The organism is Glycomyces terrestris (assembly GCF_003933745.1).
Lineage (GTDB): Bacteria > Actinomycetota > Actinomycetes > Mycobacteriales > Micromonosporaceae > Glycomyces > Glycomyces terrestris.
Map to the genome: position 1 here is coordinate 220,907 of NZ_RSEB01000007.1, position 15,645 is coordinate 236,551.

General features: G+C 74.0%; 12 protein-coding genes and 1 pseudogene. 9 read left to right on the forward strand and 4 right to left on the reverse strand.

Translation table 11 applies throughout. The features are described 5' to 3' along the window. The first annotated feature begins 174 nt into the window (after positions 1-174). A complete protein-coding gene (locus tag EIW28_RS22240; protein WP_158630505.1) occupies positions 175-1,293 on the forward strand; it encodes a glycosyltransferase family 2 protein in 1,119 nt (372 codons plus the stop codon). Here EIW28_RS22240 and EIW28_RS24550 read toward each other — a convergent pair. Both EIW28_RS24550 and EIW28_RS22250 read right to left on the reverse strand, forming a co-directional pair. Continuing rightward, positions 1,207-2,628: a glycosyltransferase gene (locus tag EIW28_RS24550; RefSeq protein WP_187350647.1), complete on the reverse strand. Its 1,422-nt coding sequence runs from the start codon at positions 2,626-2,628 to the stop codon at positions 1,207-1,209. The genes EIW28_RS22240 and EIW28_RS24550 overlap by 87 nt on opposite strands. A gap of 7 nt (positions 2,629-2,635) precedes the next feature. Then, complete coding sequence (locus EIW28_RS22250; protein WP_158630506.1) at positions 2,636-4,135, reverse strand: glycosyltransferase; 1,500 nt, start codon at positions 4,133-4,135, stop codon at positions 2,636-2,638. 163 nt (positions 4,136-4,298) lie between these two features. Between EIW28_RS22250 and EIW28_RS22255 the strand changes: the two genes are divergently transcribed. From EIW28_RS22255 to EIW28_RS24560, 5 genes are all read left to right on the forward strand, one after another. Continuing rightward, positions 4,299-6,764: a glycosyltransferase gene (locus EIW28_RS22255; protein ID WP_125249906.1), complete on the forward strand. Its 2,466-nt coding sequence runs from the start codon at positions 4,299-4,301 to the stop codon at positions 6,762-6,764. A gap of 17 nt (positions 6,765-6,781) precedes the next feature. Beyond that, positions 6,782-7,114: a hypothetical protein gene (locus tag EIW28_RS22260; protein ID WP_125249907.1), complete on the forward strand. Its 333-nt coding sequence runs from the start codon at positions 6,782-6,784 to the stop codon at positions 7,112-7,114. A gap of 132 nt (positions 7,115-7,246) precedes the next feature. Next, complete coding sequence (locus EIW28_RS22265) at positions 7,247-8,110, forward strand: ABC transporter ATP-binding protein (protein ID WP_125249908.1); 864 nt, start codon at positions 7,247-7,249, stop codon at positions 8,108-8,110. After that, complete coding sequence (locus EIW28_RS24555; RefSeq protein WP_125249909.1) at positions 8,107-10,089, forward strand: CDP-alcohol phosphatidyltransferase family protein; 1,983 nt, start codon at positions 8,107-8,109, stop codon at positions 10,087-10,089. Before EIW28_RS22265 ends, EIW28_RS24555 begins: the two co-directional genes overlap by 4 nt. 106 nt (positions 10,090-10,195) lie before the next feature. Next, positions 10,196-10,630: a hypothetical protein gene (locus EIW28_RS24560; protein WP_187350648.1), complete on the forward strand. Its 435-nt coding sequence runs from the start codon at positions 10,196-10,198 to the stop codon at positions 10,628-10,630. An 11-nt stretch (positions 10,631-10,641) separates the two neighbouring features. Here the strand turns inward: EIW28_RS24560 and EIW28_RS22280 are convergent, their stop codons facing one another. Continuing rightward, positions 10,642-11,535 (reverse strand): polysaccharide deacetylase family protein, encoded by an 894-nt coding sequence (locus tag EIW28_RS22280; protein ID WP_125249910.1) that lies wholly within the window; start codon positions 11,533-11,535, stop codon positions 10,642-10,644. Positions 11,536-11,588: 53 nt separating this feature from the next. On the opposite strand from EIW28_RS22280, the pseudogene EIW28_RS22285 reads away from it, so the two are divergent. Both EIW28_RS22285 and EIW28_RS22290 read left to right on the forward strand, forming a co-directional pair. Beyond that, positions 11,589-12,146, forward strand: a pseudogene (locus EIW28_RS22285) (UbiX family flavin prenyltransferase); the annotation flags it as partial. Positions 12,147-12,293: 147 nt separating this feature from the next. Next, positions 12,294-12,545, forward strand: a complete 252-nt coding sequence (locus EIW28_RS22290; protein WP_197717421.1) for a hypothetical protein — start codon at positions 12,294-12,296, stop codon at positions 12,543-12,545. Positions 12,546-12,754: 209 nt separating this feature from the next. On the opposite strand, the gene EIW28_RS22295 is transcribed toward EIW28_RS22290, so the two are convergent. Then, complete coding sequence (locus EIW28_RS22295) at positions 12,755-14,149, reverse strand: UDP-glucose dehydrogenase family protein (protein WP_125249912.1); 1,395 nt, start codon at positions 14,147-14,149, stop codon at positions 12,755-12,757. A gap of 294 nt (positions 14,150-14,443) precedes the next feature. Between EIW28_RS22295 and EIW28_RS22300 the strand changes: the two genes are divergently transcribed. Then, a complete protein-coding gene (locus EIW28_RS22300) occupies positions 14,444-15,610 on the forward strand; it encodes an acyl-CoA dehydrogenase family protein (protein WP_125249913.1) in 1,167 nt (388 codons plus the stop codon). The last annotated feature ends 35 nt before the right edge of the window (positions 15,611-15,645 follow it).

The window sequence follows — 15,645 nt, forward strand, 5'->3', positions numbered from 1 at the left end:
ACCCGCTGATCGACCAATGTTCACCATTGCCGCGCGGGCGTCCGCGCACCTCGCAGCCGCTCCCCGCGCGCCCGGAAATACGCCGTTCACATGCGATTTCTCCCGCAACTCGCCGACGCCCGATTCCCATTCTCACCCATGTCCGGACGCCGCCCTGGAGCTACCATCGGGGGCATGCCCACATTGAGCATCGTCATCCCCGTCTACGGCGCCGAGGCGTACCTCGCCGGCTGCCTCCGGACGATCGTCGGCGGGGGAGACCGGCTCGAGGTCGTCGTGGTGGACGACTGCTCGCCGGACGGCTCGCGCGCCATCGCGGAGCGGTTCGCCGCCGAGGACCCCCGCTTCCGGGTCGTGTCCACCCCGGAGAACGCGGGCTCGGGCCCGGCCCGGAACTTCGGCCTGACGCAGGCCAAGGGCGACTACGTGTGGTTCGTGGACGGCGACGACGAGCTCAAGCCCGGCGCCGTCGACCGCGTCATCGCCGCGCTCGACGCCTCCGCGCCCCTCGACGTGCTCCTGGTGCAGCACGAGAAGGTCCGCGACACCGGCGTGGTCGAGCCCGGCGAGCTCGCCGACCTCACCGCCGCGTGCCCGGCCGACCCCGGCGGCTTCACGCTCGCCGAATGGCCCCAGATCGTCGACTACACGCACACCCCGTGGACGAAGGTCTCCCGCCGCGAGTTCCTCACCGGCATCGACCTCGGCTTCCCCGCCGGCTGGTACACCGACATCCCCTGGACGTACGGCCTGCTGCGCCGCGCCGAGCGGATCGCGGTCGTCACCGAGTCCTGCTACCAGTGGCGCCAGCGCGCCGGGTCCTCGATCACGCGCACCCGCGACGACCGGCACTTCGACGTGTTCACCCAGTGGCAGCGCGTCTGGGACGACTTCGAGGACGTCCGGGAGCCGCAGGTCCGGGTCGCCCTGTTCAACCACATGGTGTGGCACCTGCTCGTCGTCATCGGGAACACCGAGCGCGTCGACCCGCGCAAGCGCCGCGAGTTCTTCCGCCGCACCTCCGCGCTGTACCGCCGCTACCACCCGGGCCCGGACGCGTGGCGCCCCGCCGCGGGGGTCGCGGGCCTGAAGCAGCGGCTGCTGGCCGCGCGCGCGTACCTCGGGTACGAGGCGCTGCGGCAGGTGTACCGGCTGGCGCGCCGCGTGCGCGGCGGCGGCCCGCAGGGGCCGGCCGCGCCGCGGGGGTCAGCGGCCGAGGCCGCGCCTGACGGCCCGCCGGAGCAGCCCGCCGGGCCCGGCCTCCCGGCCGCCACCCGCGTCTCGGGCGGCTGAGGGCGCGAACGCGTCCGCGAGCGGGCCCGACGCGACCCGTTCGGCCCCCCACACGTCCGCGATCGAGGCGCCGGTGCGGTGCGCGCGCGCGGCGGCCGCGGCCCGCTCCAGGCGCACGACGCCGTGCGGGAGTTCGATCTCCACGAGTCCGAGCCGGTGCTCGTTGGCGTGGTCGACGATCGCGGCGACCGCGTCCGGTCCCGGTTCGGCGGCCGCGGGGACGTCGATGCGGTAGGGGACGCGGGGGTCGGGTGCGGGCGCGGCGGTGAAGCGGACGCGGGGTTCGCCACCGAACGCCTCGAGGAGGAGCCGGGCGTCGAACGCCGGGTCGTCGAGCGGGGCGTGGCGGCCGGTCTCGGGTGCGGGCCAGTCGCCGGTGAGGGTGACGCGCACGTCGCGCCTGGAGCCGGTGAGGATCGCGTCGACGCAGGTCTCGGCGCCGGGCCCGGCGGGGACGGTCACGTCGGCGAGGGGGGTGCCCCAGCTGCGGTTGGCCCTGGGGCGCTTGAGGTCGAGTTCGGGGACGCGGTCGGCGATCCGGGGCCGGCGGTAGGCCTTGGCGAGGTCGCCGCGGGCGGCGATCTGGCGCGGGCCGAGGTGCCACGCGGACGACTCGTGGTCGGGCACGAAGAGGGCGCCGGCCTGGTGGAGGCGGTAGCCGAAGACGGTGTCGGAGCCGAGGGGCAGGTCGGCGTCCATGCCGCCGGCGGCGTCGAAGAGGCTGCGGTGCACGGAGAACGAGGCGCCGACGAGGACGCGGAAGGCCCGGTGGTCGGCGTCGCGCAGGCCGCCGGTGGCGTCGATGATCTGCTCGATCCACTGCGGTTCGGACCGGTCGAACAGGGTCGCGGCCTTGCCGGCGCGGACGGCCTCGTACACGTCGAGGGGGTCGAGGTCGCCGGGCCGGTAGTCCACGAACCGCTTGTGGCCCAGCACGGCGAGGTAGTCGGCGGCGTGGTGCCAGGACAGCTGGGAGGCGACGTGGTCGTCGAAGACGAGCATGTCGGCGTCGAGGCGGAGCACGACGTCGCCGTCGCTCTGGGCGACGCCGGAGTTCGTGGCGTGCGCCGAGGCCCAGCCGCCGGCGAGCGGGGCCGCGATGCGGGTCGACTCGGGCCGCAGGTCCGGGAGGCGCAGCGGCGGGGTGGAGCCGTCGTCGACGACGACGACCTCCATGAGGTGCGCCGGGTACGTCTGGGCCGCGAGGGACGCGAGCGTGACGTCGAGCTTGTCCTGGTGCCCGTGCGCCGGGACGACGACGCTCACGCGCAGCGCGGGCTCCCCGCCGGGCCTGGTCAGCGGGCCGTAGTCGTTGCGGCGGAGGACGGCGTCCACGGCGCTCCTAGCGTTTGAGGAGGGCGCGCAGGCGGGCGCGCTGGCGGGCGTTGAAGTACTTGCGGACGAGGCGGCGCGCGAAGTCGGCGGGCGGCGGGTTGAACACGGTCCCTTCGGGTTCGGTGGCGGCGAGGCCCTCGAACACGGTGGCGCCCCAGATGCCGGCGACGACCTGGTCGAGGCCGGTGCCGCCGACGATGTGGCGGGCGCGCGCGAACGCGGCGGTCCGCTCCAGGCGCGCGGGCGGGCCGCCCGGGATCGCGGCGGTGACGAGGCCGGCGTCGACGCGCTCCATGAGCTTGAGCATCCGGCCGAGGCTGTCGGCGCGCAGCGGCACCGGCCGGGGGAGCAGGAACCGGTAGGGGACGGCCGGGTCGGGCTCGGGGGCCTTCTCGGCGATCCGGACCCGGGACTCGTGGCCGTACAGCTCCTCGACCAGGCGCAGCTGGGCGCCGTCGCCGGCGAGGATCGACGCCCGGTCGTGCGGGGCGGGGCCGCGGCCGGTGACGAGGGTGACGCGGACGTCGCCGTCGGGGCCGCCGAGGACGGGCGCGACCGCGGCGTCCACGTCGGCGACGTTCGCGTCGCCGATCTCGACGACCATGTCCACCAGGGGGACCCGCCAGGCGCGGGGCGCGGCCGTGCGGCGCCAGCCGTGGAGGGGGACGCGCTGGGCGATGTAGGGGACGCGCTGGCGGCGGCCCTCCTCCTCCTTCTCCTGCATCTGCGGGATGCCGAGGTGCCAGGCGGAGGAGGTCGTCTCGGGGACGAACACGGCGCCGGCCTGCGAGAGCCGGTACGCGAACTCGGTGTCGCTGCCGAGGCGCAGGTCGGTGTCGAGGCCGCCGACGGTCTTGAAGAAGTCGCGGTGGAGGGACCCGGTGGCGCCGATGAACACCCGGTAGTTCGAGTGGTGGTGCGCGGTGAGGCCGTCGGTGTCGTCGATGACCTTCTCGATCCAGTGCGGGGTCGAGTCCTCGATCGCGAACAGGGCCGCGCCCTCGCCGACGAGGATCTTCTCGTGCACCTGCTCGGGGGTCAGGCGGCCCGGCTCCCACGCGATGAACCGCTTGTGGCCCAGGACGGCCAGGTAGTCGGCGGTGTGGTGCCAGCGCAGCTGGGCCTCGACGTGGTCGCGGTAGGCGACCATGTCGGAGTCGAGGCGCAGGATCACCTGGCCGTCGGCGTGGGCGACGCCGGTGTTGACGCCGTGCGCGGACCCCCACGAGTCGGGGGTGGTGGTGACGAGGCGGGTGTGCTCGGGGCGGAGCTCGGGCAGGCGCAGGGGCGGCGTGGAATTGTCGTCGACGACGACGACCTCCATGAGGTCCGCGGGGTACGTCTGGGCGGCGAGGGCGGCGAGGGTGAGGTCGAGCTTCTCCTGCGCGCCGTAAGCTGGGATGACGACGCTCACCGCGAGACTCGGCTTCCAGGTGGCCGCCGTCGGCGGGTGCAGGGCCCTATAGTCGTTGCGGACGATGCGCGGGCGTTTCGGTGAGTCGTTCATTTCGCGCCCACGATATCCCGGGAGCGGAGGCGGACCTTGACCGGCTTCCCAGTTCAACATCTGTTTACGCAGGTGAGGGTGTCCGTTCGCATGCAATTCAACTTCCGAGCCATTGGGCACGCGAGGATCTGGGCTGAATGCGACGCAGAGATGAACGGACGAGATGACCCCAGCTGACGAGGGCTCGCGATATCCGGCCCGCCTGATCGACGACCAGTTGGCGCAGTCGAAGGCCCGCCGGAGGGGCTCGCTCGTGTCCACCGCGCTGCGCACCCGCTCGCCCGGGGGCCGGTGGCTGCTCGCGGCGGCGGCGACCCGCTCGCTGACGCTGCCGCAGCTCATCGATGCCGCCCGGGAGGGGCGGCGGGTCGACGCGGACCCGGCGGCGCTGTGCGACCTGGCCCGCGTGGTCGGCCTCCAGTTCGGGACCGAGGAGGACCGGCGGGACGCGCTCGCGCTGTTCGACCTCGCCCTGGCGATCGGGGGCCCGAAGCGGGTGCCGGTCCGGGCCGCGGCGGTGCACGCGCAGCTCGCGTACGCCGCGGGCGACCTCGACCGGGTGCGGCGGCTGCTGCGGCGGTACCGGCAGCTGCCGGCACTCGAGCGGGACGCGCTCCTGGCCGACCTCGGGCATCCGGACGCGGGCGGCGACGAGCGGGCGTGGGCCGGGCGGCTCGCGGCCCTGTGCCGGCAGCCGGAGCTGCGCCTCGACCCGGACGCGTCGCTGCCGTGGTTCGACCGGCTCCGCGGCGGCGCCGCCCCCGCGAGCGTGGACGGCCCGAAGGTCTCGGTCGTCATGACCGCGTACCGGCCCGGGCCGGCGCTGCTCACCGCGGTCCGGTCGGTCCTAGAGGGCACGTGGGCGAACCTGGAGGTCCTCGTCGTCGACGACGCCTCCGGGCCCGAGTACGGCGACGTCTTCGACGCCGCGGCCGCGCTGGACGACCGGGTGCGGATCCTCCGGCAGGCCGAGAACGGCGGGACGTTCGCGGCCCGGAACACCGCGTTCGACGCGGCCGCGGGCGAGTTCGTGACCGGCCTGGACTCCGACGACTGGGCGGCGCCGCGGCGCCTCGAGCGGTCGGTCGCGCCGCTCCTGGCCGACCCGGGCCTCCAGCTGACGTACGGCGAGGCGTTCCTGTTCAACGAGGACCTCACCGCGACCCGGCCCGGCCGGGTCCTCACGACCGCGTCGACCGCGTCGATGACGTTCCGGCGCGGCGCCCTCGACCGGCTCGGCTACTACGACGAGATCCGCAAGGGCGCCGACACCGAGTTCCTCCAGCGGTTCTCGGCCGCGTACGGTGAGGCGGCCGTGCGGCGGCTCGCGGGCACGTGGGACACGGTCATGCGCCAGGCCCCCGGGTCGCTGTCCCGGGAGGAGTTCGGGCCCGGCTGGAAGCACCCGTCGCGGCGCGCCTACCAGTCCTCGTACCCGCTGTGGCACCGGCAGATCGCGGCCGGCGAGGCCGACCCGTACCTGCCGCGCCGGCCCGTGCGGCGCCCGTTCTGGGCCCCGTACCACGCGGCCGTCGCCCGCGCCGAGCAGCGCACTCGCCGCTTCGACGTCGTGTTCTGCCTCGACTGGCGGCCCTTCGGGGGCCCGCAGAAGTCGACGATCGAGGAGGTCAAGGCGCTGCGCGCCGCGGGCCTGTCGGTCGCGGTCATGCACCTGGAGTCGTGGCGGCACATGACGACCGAGGACCGGCCGATGTGCGAGCCGATCCAGCGGATGGTGAACGACGGAGCGGTCGAGCAGGTCCTCCCCACCGACGACGTCGAGTGCCGCCTCCTGGTGCTGCGCTACCCGCCGATCCTCCAGTTCCGGTCCGGGGAGCGGTCCGCGGTCCGCCCGGAGCGGATGGTCGTCCTCGCGAACCAGGCCCCGGCCGAGCGCGACGGCTCCGACGTCCGCTACGACCCCGACGGCTGCCACGCGAACGCCGCCGACATGTTCGGGACCGAGCCCCTGTGGGTGCCGCAGGGCCCGCAGGTCCGCGAGGCGCTCGCCGGGCTCACCGCGGGGCCCCTCGCCGACTTCGACATGCCCGGCATCATCGACACCGCCGACCTCCACCCCGCCCGCACCGGGTTCCGCTCCAAGCTCCCCGTCGTCGGCCGCCACTCCCGCGACGACCGCACGAAGTGGCCGACCGCCGCCGACCTCCCGCTCGTGTACCCCGGCGACGGCCGCTGGGACGTGCGCGTCATGGGCGGCGTCAAGTCGGTCGCCGAGATCACCGGCGCGCCCGCGCCCGCCGAGTGGACCTGCTACGGCTTCAACGAGACCGACGTGGACTCGTTCCTGTACCAGCTCGACTTCTGGATCTACTTCCCGCACCCGCGCCAGTACGAGGCGTTCGGCCGCGCCGTCCTGGAGGCCCTCGCCGCCGGGTGCGTGACCGTGCTCCCGCCCCGGTTCGAACCGGTCTTCGGCGACGCGGCCCTGTACTGCGAGCCCGCCGAGGTGATCCCATTGGTGGACGGCCTGTACGCCGACCCCGAGCGCTTCCTGGCCCGCAGCGCCCTCGCCCAGCAGCGGGTGCGCGAGCGGTTCAGCCACGACTCCTACCGGGCGCTCGTGGCCGGCCTGCTGGCCGGCAGCCCCCTGAACCGCACCGCCGCCTGACCGGAAAGCCGACTCCGATGAAGCAACTGCTCAAAGCCGTCCACCGCCGCCTCGGCCGGCCCGCGCCCGCCCGCCTCGCGGCCGCCGCCGCCGTCCTCGCCGCCGCCGCGCTCGCGGCCGTCGCCCTCCTCGGCCCCGAACGCCTCGTGTGGGCCGTGTCATTCGCGATGAGCCTCATCACGCTCGGGGCGCTGGCGCTCGTGTGGCAGGAGGCCCGCCGCGCCCGCCAGGAGGCCCGCGCCTCCGCCGAGCGCGCCGAGGTCACCTACCGGCGCATCCTGGCCGCGTTCGAGGTCGAGCGCCTGGCCGCGGAGCGCCGCCACGCCCGCGGCGGCGACCGCGCGGCCTGAGCCCGGGCCGACGCGCGCGCACCCGCGCCCCGCTCTCCGATCGGCCGTGATCTGCCCGGAAACACCGGGCGGTAGTATTGGCGCGCCATCGACATGCCGCTCAGCAACCACCGTTCCGGGAGGGCCGCCCCCATGGAGGAGCCGATCATTCAGGCTCGTGACCTCGGGATCTGCTTCGCGAAAGGCAAGCAGAAGAAAGGCCGGGTCAAGGACCTGTTCGTGCGGCGCGCCGCCAACAAGAAGGGCGCCCAAGCGCAGGACTTCTGGCCGCTGCGCCACGTCAACTTCGACATCTTCCCCGGCGACGCCGTCGGCATCATCGGCCGCAACGGCACCGGCAAGTCCACGCTGCTGCGCCTGATCACCGGGGTCCTCATCCCCGACGAGGGGTACGTGCGCCGCGAAGGCCGCGTCGCCCCGCTCATCGCCCTGTCCGCCGGGTTCTCCGGCGAGCTCACCGGCCGCGAGAACGTCAACCTGGTGGCCGCCCTCCACGGCATGACCACCAAGGAGATCAAGAACAAGTTCGACGAGATCGTCGAGTTCTCCGAGCTCGAGGACTTCATCGACACGCCCGTCAAGTACTACTCCTCGGGCATGAAGGTCCGCCTCGGCTTCGGCGTCATCACGCAGCTGCCGCACCCGATCCTCCTGGTCGACGAGGCCCTCGCCGTCGGCGACGCCGCGTTCAAGCGCAAGTGCCAGCAGGTCATCGCCGGGCTCCTCAAGGAGGGCCGGACCCTCGTGTTCGTCTCCCACTCCGAAGGCGACCTGAAGAAGTACTGCGAGCGCGGCATCTTCCTCGACGCCGGCACGCTCGTCACCGACGGCACCGTGCAGGAGGCCCTCGACTCCTACAAGGAGGCCGAGAAGCGCGACGCCGACCGCAAGGCCCGGAAGAAGGCCGCCGCCGAGGCCGCCGCCAAGAAGGCCGCCGAGGCCGCCGCGAACCCGGCCCCCGCCCTGATCCCGGGAGCGGCCGGGGCCGCCCAGTGAGCCGAGCCGTCATCCTGCCGGCGCCGGGCGGATTCGCCGAGATCGACGAGGACCGCACCGTCCTCGACCGGCTCATCGGGCAGATCCGCGACGCCGGCTGCGACGACGTCACCGTCCTCACCAGGCCCGGCACCGACCGGCCCGTCAAGGCGACCCAGGTCGTGTCGGCCGACGCCGACGCCGACCTCGCCCACCTCGGGGAGCTCGCGTTCGCGCAGGACGGGCACCTGTTCGTCGCCTGCGCAGACCTCGTCGCCTCCCAGACCACGGTCGCGGCCGTCCTCTCCGACTCCTCGCGCCGCTCCGGCGTCCTCGTCGGCGCCGACGACCCGTCCGCGGCCCCCGTCCAGGTCGACCGCGGCCTGGTCACCGGGCCCGGGCCGGGCCCGACCCGCCTCGGCGGCCTCGCGAAGGTCTCCGCGGCCCACCTCGCCAGACTCGAGCGGCACTGGCCGCGACGCAGCGACGGGGACGCCTTCGAGGGCGTCCTCGCCGCGCTCCACGCCCGCGCCGTCCCCGTGCACGCCTACCGCACCGGCGGCCTCGAGCACCGCCAGGTCGCCACCGCCGACGAGGCCCGCGAGGTCATCGCCGCGTTCGAGGCCGTCGACATGGACGCGTGGCGGTTGAAGCACGCCGTCAAGCACGACGACGACCTCTTCGCGACCTACGCGGTCTCCACGTGGTCCCCGAAGGTCGTCAAGCTCGCCGCGCGCCTCGGCTGGACCCCGACCCCGATCACGTGGGTGTCGATCGTCCTCGCCGTCGGCGCCGCCGCAATCTTCACCACCGGCTGGTCGCCGTGGTACCTCGCGGCCGCCGCCCTCATGTACCTCAGCTTCGTGTTCGACTGCGTCGACGGCCAGCTCGCGCGCTACACCCAGAACTTCTCGCCGTTCGGCGGCTGGCTCGACATGATGGCCGACCGGTCGAAGGAGTTCCTGCTGTACGCCGGCCTCGCCGCCGGCGCCGTCGCGGGCGGCGCGCCCGCCCCCGCCGCGTGGGGCCTCGCGATCGCGGCCCTCGTCGTCCAGGCCGTGCGGCACACTGCGGACGCCTGGTACGGGGTCCTGCTCGACACCGCCGTCGTCCGCCAGGCCCGCCGCCGCGAGTCCGCGCCGCCCGCCGGGCGCGCCGCGCACCTCGGCGAGCGCCTCGCCACCGCGTCCGAGCAGGTCATCGGCGCCCACCGCTCGCCCCTGTACTGGGCGAAGCGCACCATCGTCGCGCCCGTCGGCGAGCGCTGGCTGCTCCTGGCCGTCGCGGCCGCCGCGTTCGGGCCGCAGGCCGCGCTCACCGCGCTCCTCGCCTGGCAGCTCCTCGCCCTCGGCTACACCACGGCCGGGCGCACCCTCCGGTCGTTCGCGGCCCGCACCGCCGCCCTGCGCCGCCCGGACCGGGCCGCGCACCGCGACGACGGGCCCCTCGGCCGGCTCGTGCCCCGCACCCGCCTGCGCGGCGACATGGCGCCGTTCGCGGCGACCGCCGCCGCGGTCCTCGCCGCGGGGGGCGCGGTCCTCGCGGCCGCGCTCGGCGCCGCGCCGTGGATCGTGTTCGGGCTCGCCGGGCTCGCGCTCGTCCTCGCCGGCGCGGTCGCCCGCACCGACCACGAGGGCATCCTCGACTGGTACATCCCGGCCGGGCTCCGCGCCGTCGAGCTCGGGAGCGTGTGCGCGGCCGGGATCGCCGCCGCCGTCTCGTGGCCGGTCCTGTTCCTGCTCCTGACCGTCATCGCCCTGTACTTCTACGACCTCGCCGTGAGCCTCGACAAGGCCGCGTCCCCGGTGGCGCGCCGCGACCTCGGCCTCGGCTGGCCCGCCCGCAGCCTCATCGCGATCGGCGCGGCCGCCGCCGCCGTCGCGACCTCCCCCGCGGTCGCCACTGCGGTCTACGCGCTGCTCGCGGTGTACGTCGCGGCCGTGTTCATCGGCGCGGTCGCGGCCGGGACGATCCGCGCCTCCCGCACCGCCGCCGCCTGACGCGCGGGCCCTCGCGCGCGATCCCCTTTGACAGTCAAGCGAACTCGTTCGCATTACATGCCCCGACAGGCGAGCGGTCCTGGCCGCCCGCGACTAAGGTGTACGTGTGCGCAAGTGTGGGCTCCGGCGTCTGGTGCTCGTCGCGACCGTGATCGGGGCGGTGGGCCTGCTGTCGCTGCCCTGGTACGGCGCCGCGTCGCCGCGTGACGACGCCGCGGTCGTGGTGGACTGGGTCAACGCCGACGAGACGAACCCGTGGCCGCCCGGCTCCAGCGCCTCCGAGAGCCCCAGCTACGACGGCGACGGCACCGCCGACGGCCCCGACGGCGAGGACGGCGGCGACGGCTCCGGTCCCGGCGACGGCGGCCCCACCGGCGAGGCCGGCGAGCCCGGCTCCGGGCCCGTCGACGGCGGCGACGGGGAGGACGGCGGACTGCTCGGCCTCGCGTTCCCCGTGCAGGCCGGCATGAGCGTGGGCCTGCTCGCGCTCGCGTTCCTGGCGCTCCTGCCGGGCCGCCGGATGCCCGCCGACCTCCGCTGAGGCCCCGGGCCTCACAGGCCCGTGTACGCGTAGCCGCGGCGCTCGAACTCGGCGAGGATCGACTCCAGCGCCCCGCACATGTCCTTCTGGTTCGCGGCGCCGTCGTGCAGGAGGATGATCGCGCCCGGCCCGGCCCGGTCGAGCACGTGCTCGCGGATCTGCGCCTCGGTCGTCTCGTTGTCCCAGTCCGAGGGGTCCACGGTCCAGTGCAGCGACTCCATGCCGAGGTCGGCGGCGACCGCGATCGCCTCGTCCGTCCACCGGCCGCCGGGGTGGCGGAAGTACGCGACCTCGGCGCCCGGCGCGGCCTTGAGGATCGCGTCGTTGGTGCGCTGGAGGTTCGCGCGGATCTCCTCCTCGCTCCATTCGCCGAGGTCGAACTCGTGGTACCAGGAGTGGTTGCACAGGGTGTGGCCCTCGCGGGCGATGTCGGCGACGAGCTCGGGGTACGCCTCCGCGTACGCGCCGATGAGGCAGAACGTGGCCTTGACGCCCCGCTCCCGGAGCATGTCGAGGACCTTCGGCGTCCACTCGGGGGAGGGGCCGTCGTCGAAGGTGAGCGCGACGGCGTCGTCCCCGGTGTGGTTGCGGGTGCCGAGCGGGCCGTCGTACGCGTTCGACGCGGGCTCGGCCGGCGGGGCCGAGGTCGGCGGCGGCGCGGGCGACTCGGGGGAGGGGGACGCGGCCGGGGTCGTCGCCGCGGGGGCGCTCGAGTCCGGCTCGGTGGGGGCCGGGTCCCCGGTGTCCGGCGCCTCCTCGTCCGCGGAGGACGCGGGGGCCTCGGTCCCGGTAGGCTCGGTCGCGGTCGGGTTCCCCGACGGCGCCGGGTCGCCCTCGGGCCACATCCAGGCGAGGAGCAGCAGCGCCAGGAGCGCTGCCGCGATGCCGAAGCCGTGGCGTCCCATGCCGTGATTGTAGGTGTCCCGGACCATCGGTCCGGTGATTCGAGGAGTGGTGGATGCGACTGGTCGTGGGGATGACGGGGGCGACCGGGGCCGTGTTCGGGGTGCGGCTGCTGGAGGCGCTGCGCGCGACCGGCGAGGTCGAGACGCACCTGGTGATGAGCCGCTGGGCGCGCACCACGCTGCGGCTGGAGACCGCGTACTCCCCGGCCGAAGTGGCCGCGCTCGCCGACTTCGCGTGGGGCCCGAACGAGCAGGCCGCCCCGATCTCCTCCGGGTCCTTCCGCACCGACGGCATGGTCATCGCGCCGTGCTCGATGAAGACGGTCGCGGCCGTGCGCACCGGCTACACCGAGGGCCTCATCGGCCGCGCCGCGGACGTGACGCTGAAGGAGCGCCGCCGCCTCGTGCTCCTGGCCCGCGAGAGCCCGCTCTCGGAGATCCACCTGGAGAACCTGCTCGCGCTCTCGCGCATGGGCGCGGTCGTCCTCCCGCCGGTGCCGGCGTTCTACAACCGGCCCGAGACGATCGACGACCTCGTCGACCACGTCGTGGCCCGCACCCTCGACCAGTTCGGACTCGAGTACGCCAAGGCGCGGCGCTGGGACGGCTTGGGCGACAATGGGTCCACCGGCACGATCGAGGACGGCATGGTGGCGGACGGCATGGTCGAGAACGGCACCGTTGAAGGCGGCACGATCGAGGACGGCACTGTCGAGGACGGCACGATCGAGGACAGCGGGGCCGAGGAGGAGTAGCGAGTGGACACCCTGATGTGGGAGGCCAAGGCCGCCGAGGGGCGCGGCGCGGCGCTGCTGCGCTGGGTCCTCGACGAAGGCGTGCACGCGGTCGCGGACCCCGCGGTCCGCACCGAGGTGTTCGTCTCCGGCGACCGCGTCGTCGTGGTCGTGGTCGGCGAGCACCCGCCCCGGCGGCTCCCCGACCCGCCCGAGGACCTCATCGCCCGGGCCCCGCACGCGTGGCCGTTCACGCGGGTGAACGTCGCGGCCTGAGCGGCCCGCCGCCTCCCGCGTTCGCGAGCGCCCGTCGCGACCTGTTCGAAACCGCGGTTGTCGGTGCGCCCGCGGAGGATTGCGCACCGGGGGCCCTCCCCGTGCCCGTTTTGCGGGCATACGCCCCGGACACGCCGACGCCCGGTGGTCCTGTCGGGGCCGCCGGGCTTCGATGCGCTGGGGGACCCCGAGGGGTCCGGGATACGGCCCTAGCGGCCGATGCCCTGGTACGTCCAGCCGTGCTTGCGCCACTGCTCCGGGTCGTACGCGTTCATGCCGTCGAGGATGCGCCGCTCGGCGACCTGGCGGCCCAGGGCCTCGGGGTCGAGGGTGCGGAACTCCTCCCACGGGACCATCGCGCACACCACGTCGGCGCCGGCCACGGCCTCGGGCAGGGTCTTCACGAACGACAGCTCGGGCGCGAACGCCTTCGCGTTCTCCAGGCCCTCCGGGTCGTAGACGACGACGTCGGCGCGGGCCGCGCGCAGCCGCCGGGCGATGTCGAGCGCCGGCGAGTCGCGGATGTCGTCGGTGTCGGGCTTGAACGTCGCGCCCAGGTACGCCACGCGCACCCCGGACAGGTCCGGCCCGTTCGGGCCCGGCGTGCGGCCCACCAGGTTCGCGACGGCGCGCACCGTGTGCGCGCGGCGGCGGGTGTTGATGCCGTCGACCTCGTCGAGGAACCGGAACGACTCGCCGACCCCGAGCTCGCCGGCGCGCGCCGAGAGCGCCCGGATGTCCTTGGGCAGGCAGCCGCCGCCGAAGCCGATGCCGGCGCGCAGGAACTTGTTGCCGATGCGCTGGTCGTAGCCGATGGCGCGGGCCAGGTCGGCGACGTCGCCGCCGGTGACCTCGCACAGGTCGGCCATCGCGTTGATGAACGAGATCTTCGTGGACAGGAACGCGTTCGCGGCGACCTTCACCAGCTCGGCCGTCGCCAGGTCGGTCTCGACCACCGGCACCTCGCGGTCCTCGACCGCGGCGAGCTCGAGGATGCCGCGGTGGACGTCCTTGAGCAGCTGCGAGGCCCACTCCGACTGGGCCGCGTACACGATCCGGTTGGGGCGCAGCACGTCGTGCATCGCGTTGGACTCCTGGAGGAACTCCGGGCTCCAGCCGACCTCGACGCCGAGCCCCTCGGGGGCGTGGCGGTCGACGAGCTCCTGCACCCAGGACGCGGTGCCCACCGGGACGGTGGACTTGCCGACGATGAGGACCTTGCGCGAGAGGTGCTTGGCGAGGTCGACCACGGCCGCCTCGATGTAGGAGAGGTCCGCGCCGTGCTCGCCCTTGCGCTGCGGGGTGCCGACGCAGATGAAGTGGACGTCGGCGAAGTCGGCGACGGCCTGCACGTCCGTGGTGAACCGCAGCCGGCCCGACTCGAGGTTCTTCTTCAGCAGCTCGGGCAGGCCCGGCTCGTGGAAGGGCACGGTGCCGGAGGCGAACGACTCGATCTTCGCGGTGTCGACGTCGTAGCCGATCACCTCGTAGCCCAGCTCCGCGAAGCAGATCGCGTAGGTCGCCCCGAGGTAGCCGCAGCCCAGGAAGGAGATGCGCGGTCGGGTCGTCGGGTTCTGCGAAGGAGCCTGGTTCGCGTTGGCCATCAGATGCGTGCCCTGTCTGTGATCGGTGCAGTGCTGGTTCGGTGCGGGTCCGGGGGTGCGGCGGCGCCCGTACGAATGGTCCCGCATCGCGCGGCGACCTCGAATTGTACGTGAACGCCCGTATGGCCTGCGCCATCGTATATTCAGCTCCACGCGTGAACCCGGGGTGACGTTGCGGGGAACCGGCGGAGAATTCACCGTGGCAGCCGTCACCGGTGCGATGATCCATGGGCTAGACTCGCCCTGTATTACTCATCAGTAACAACTCTTCGCGACAACTGCCGGGAGCCGTCGATGTCCACCGGGTTCACCCCCTACCAGCTGCCAGACGACTACGCCGACATCCGCGCCGCCGCGCGCGGGGTCTGCGACGCCGGGGTCGCCCCCCACGCGGCCGAGGCCGACGAGGCGGCGGCCTTCCCCGAGCAGTCCTACGCGGCGCTCAAGTCCGCCGACCTGCACGCCCCGCACATCCCCGCCGAGTACGGCGGCGCGGGCATCGACGCGCTCGGCACCGCCATCGTCATCGAGGAGGTCGCCCGCGCGTGCGCCTCCTCCTCCCTCATCCCCGCCGTGAACAAGCTCGGCTCCCTGCCGGTCATCCTCGACGGCTCCGAGGAGCTCAAGCGCCGCTACCTGCCGCCCGTGGCCGCCGGCGACGCGATGTTCTCCTACTGCCTGTCCGAGCCCGAGGCCGGCTCCGACGCCGCCTCGATGACCACCCGCGCCGTCCGCGACGGCGACGCCTGGGTCCTCGACGGCGTCAAGCGCTGGATCACCAACGCCGGCGTCAGCGAGTTCTACACCGTCTTCGCCGTCACCGAGCCCGGCAAGGGCGCCAAGGGCATCTCCGCGTTCGTGGTCGAGAAGGGCGACGCCGGGGTCTCCTTCGGCAAGCCCGAGAAGAAGCTCGGCATCAAGGGCTCCCCGACCGCCGAGGTGTACTTCGACTCGGTGCGCCTCCCCGCAGACCGCCTCATCGGCCAGGAGGGCCAGGGGTTCTCGCTCGCCATGCGCACCCTCGACCACACCCGCGTCACCATCGCCGCGCAGGCCCTCGGGATCGCCCAGGGCGCGCTCGACGCCGCCACCGCGTACGCCGCCGAGCGCGAGCAGTTCGGCAAGCCGATCGCCGCGTTCCAGGGCGTCCAGTTCCTCCTCGCCGACGCGGCCATGAAGATCAGCGCCGCCCGCGAGCTCACTTACGCCGCCGCGGCCCGCTCCGAGCGCGGCGACGCCGACCTCACCTACTTCGGGGCCGCCGCCAAGTGCTTCGCCTCCGACGCGGCCATGCAGATCACCACCGACATGGTCCAGGTCCTCGGCGGCTACGGCTACACCCGCGACTTCCCGCTCGAGCGCATGATGCGCGACGCCAAGATCACCCAGATCTACGAGGGCACCAACCAGGTGCAGCGGATCGTCATCGCCCGGGAGCTCCAGCGCGGCAACGCGTTCTAGGTCCACATGAGGGAGCGGCGGGCCCTCCGGGGCCC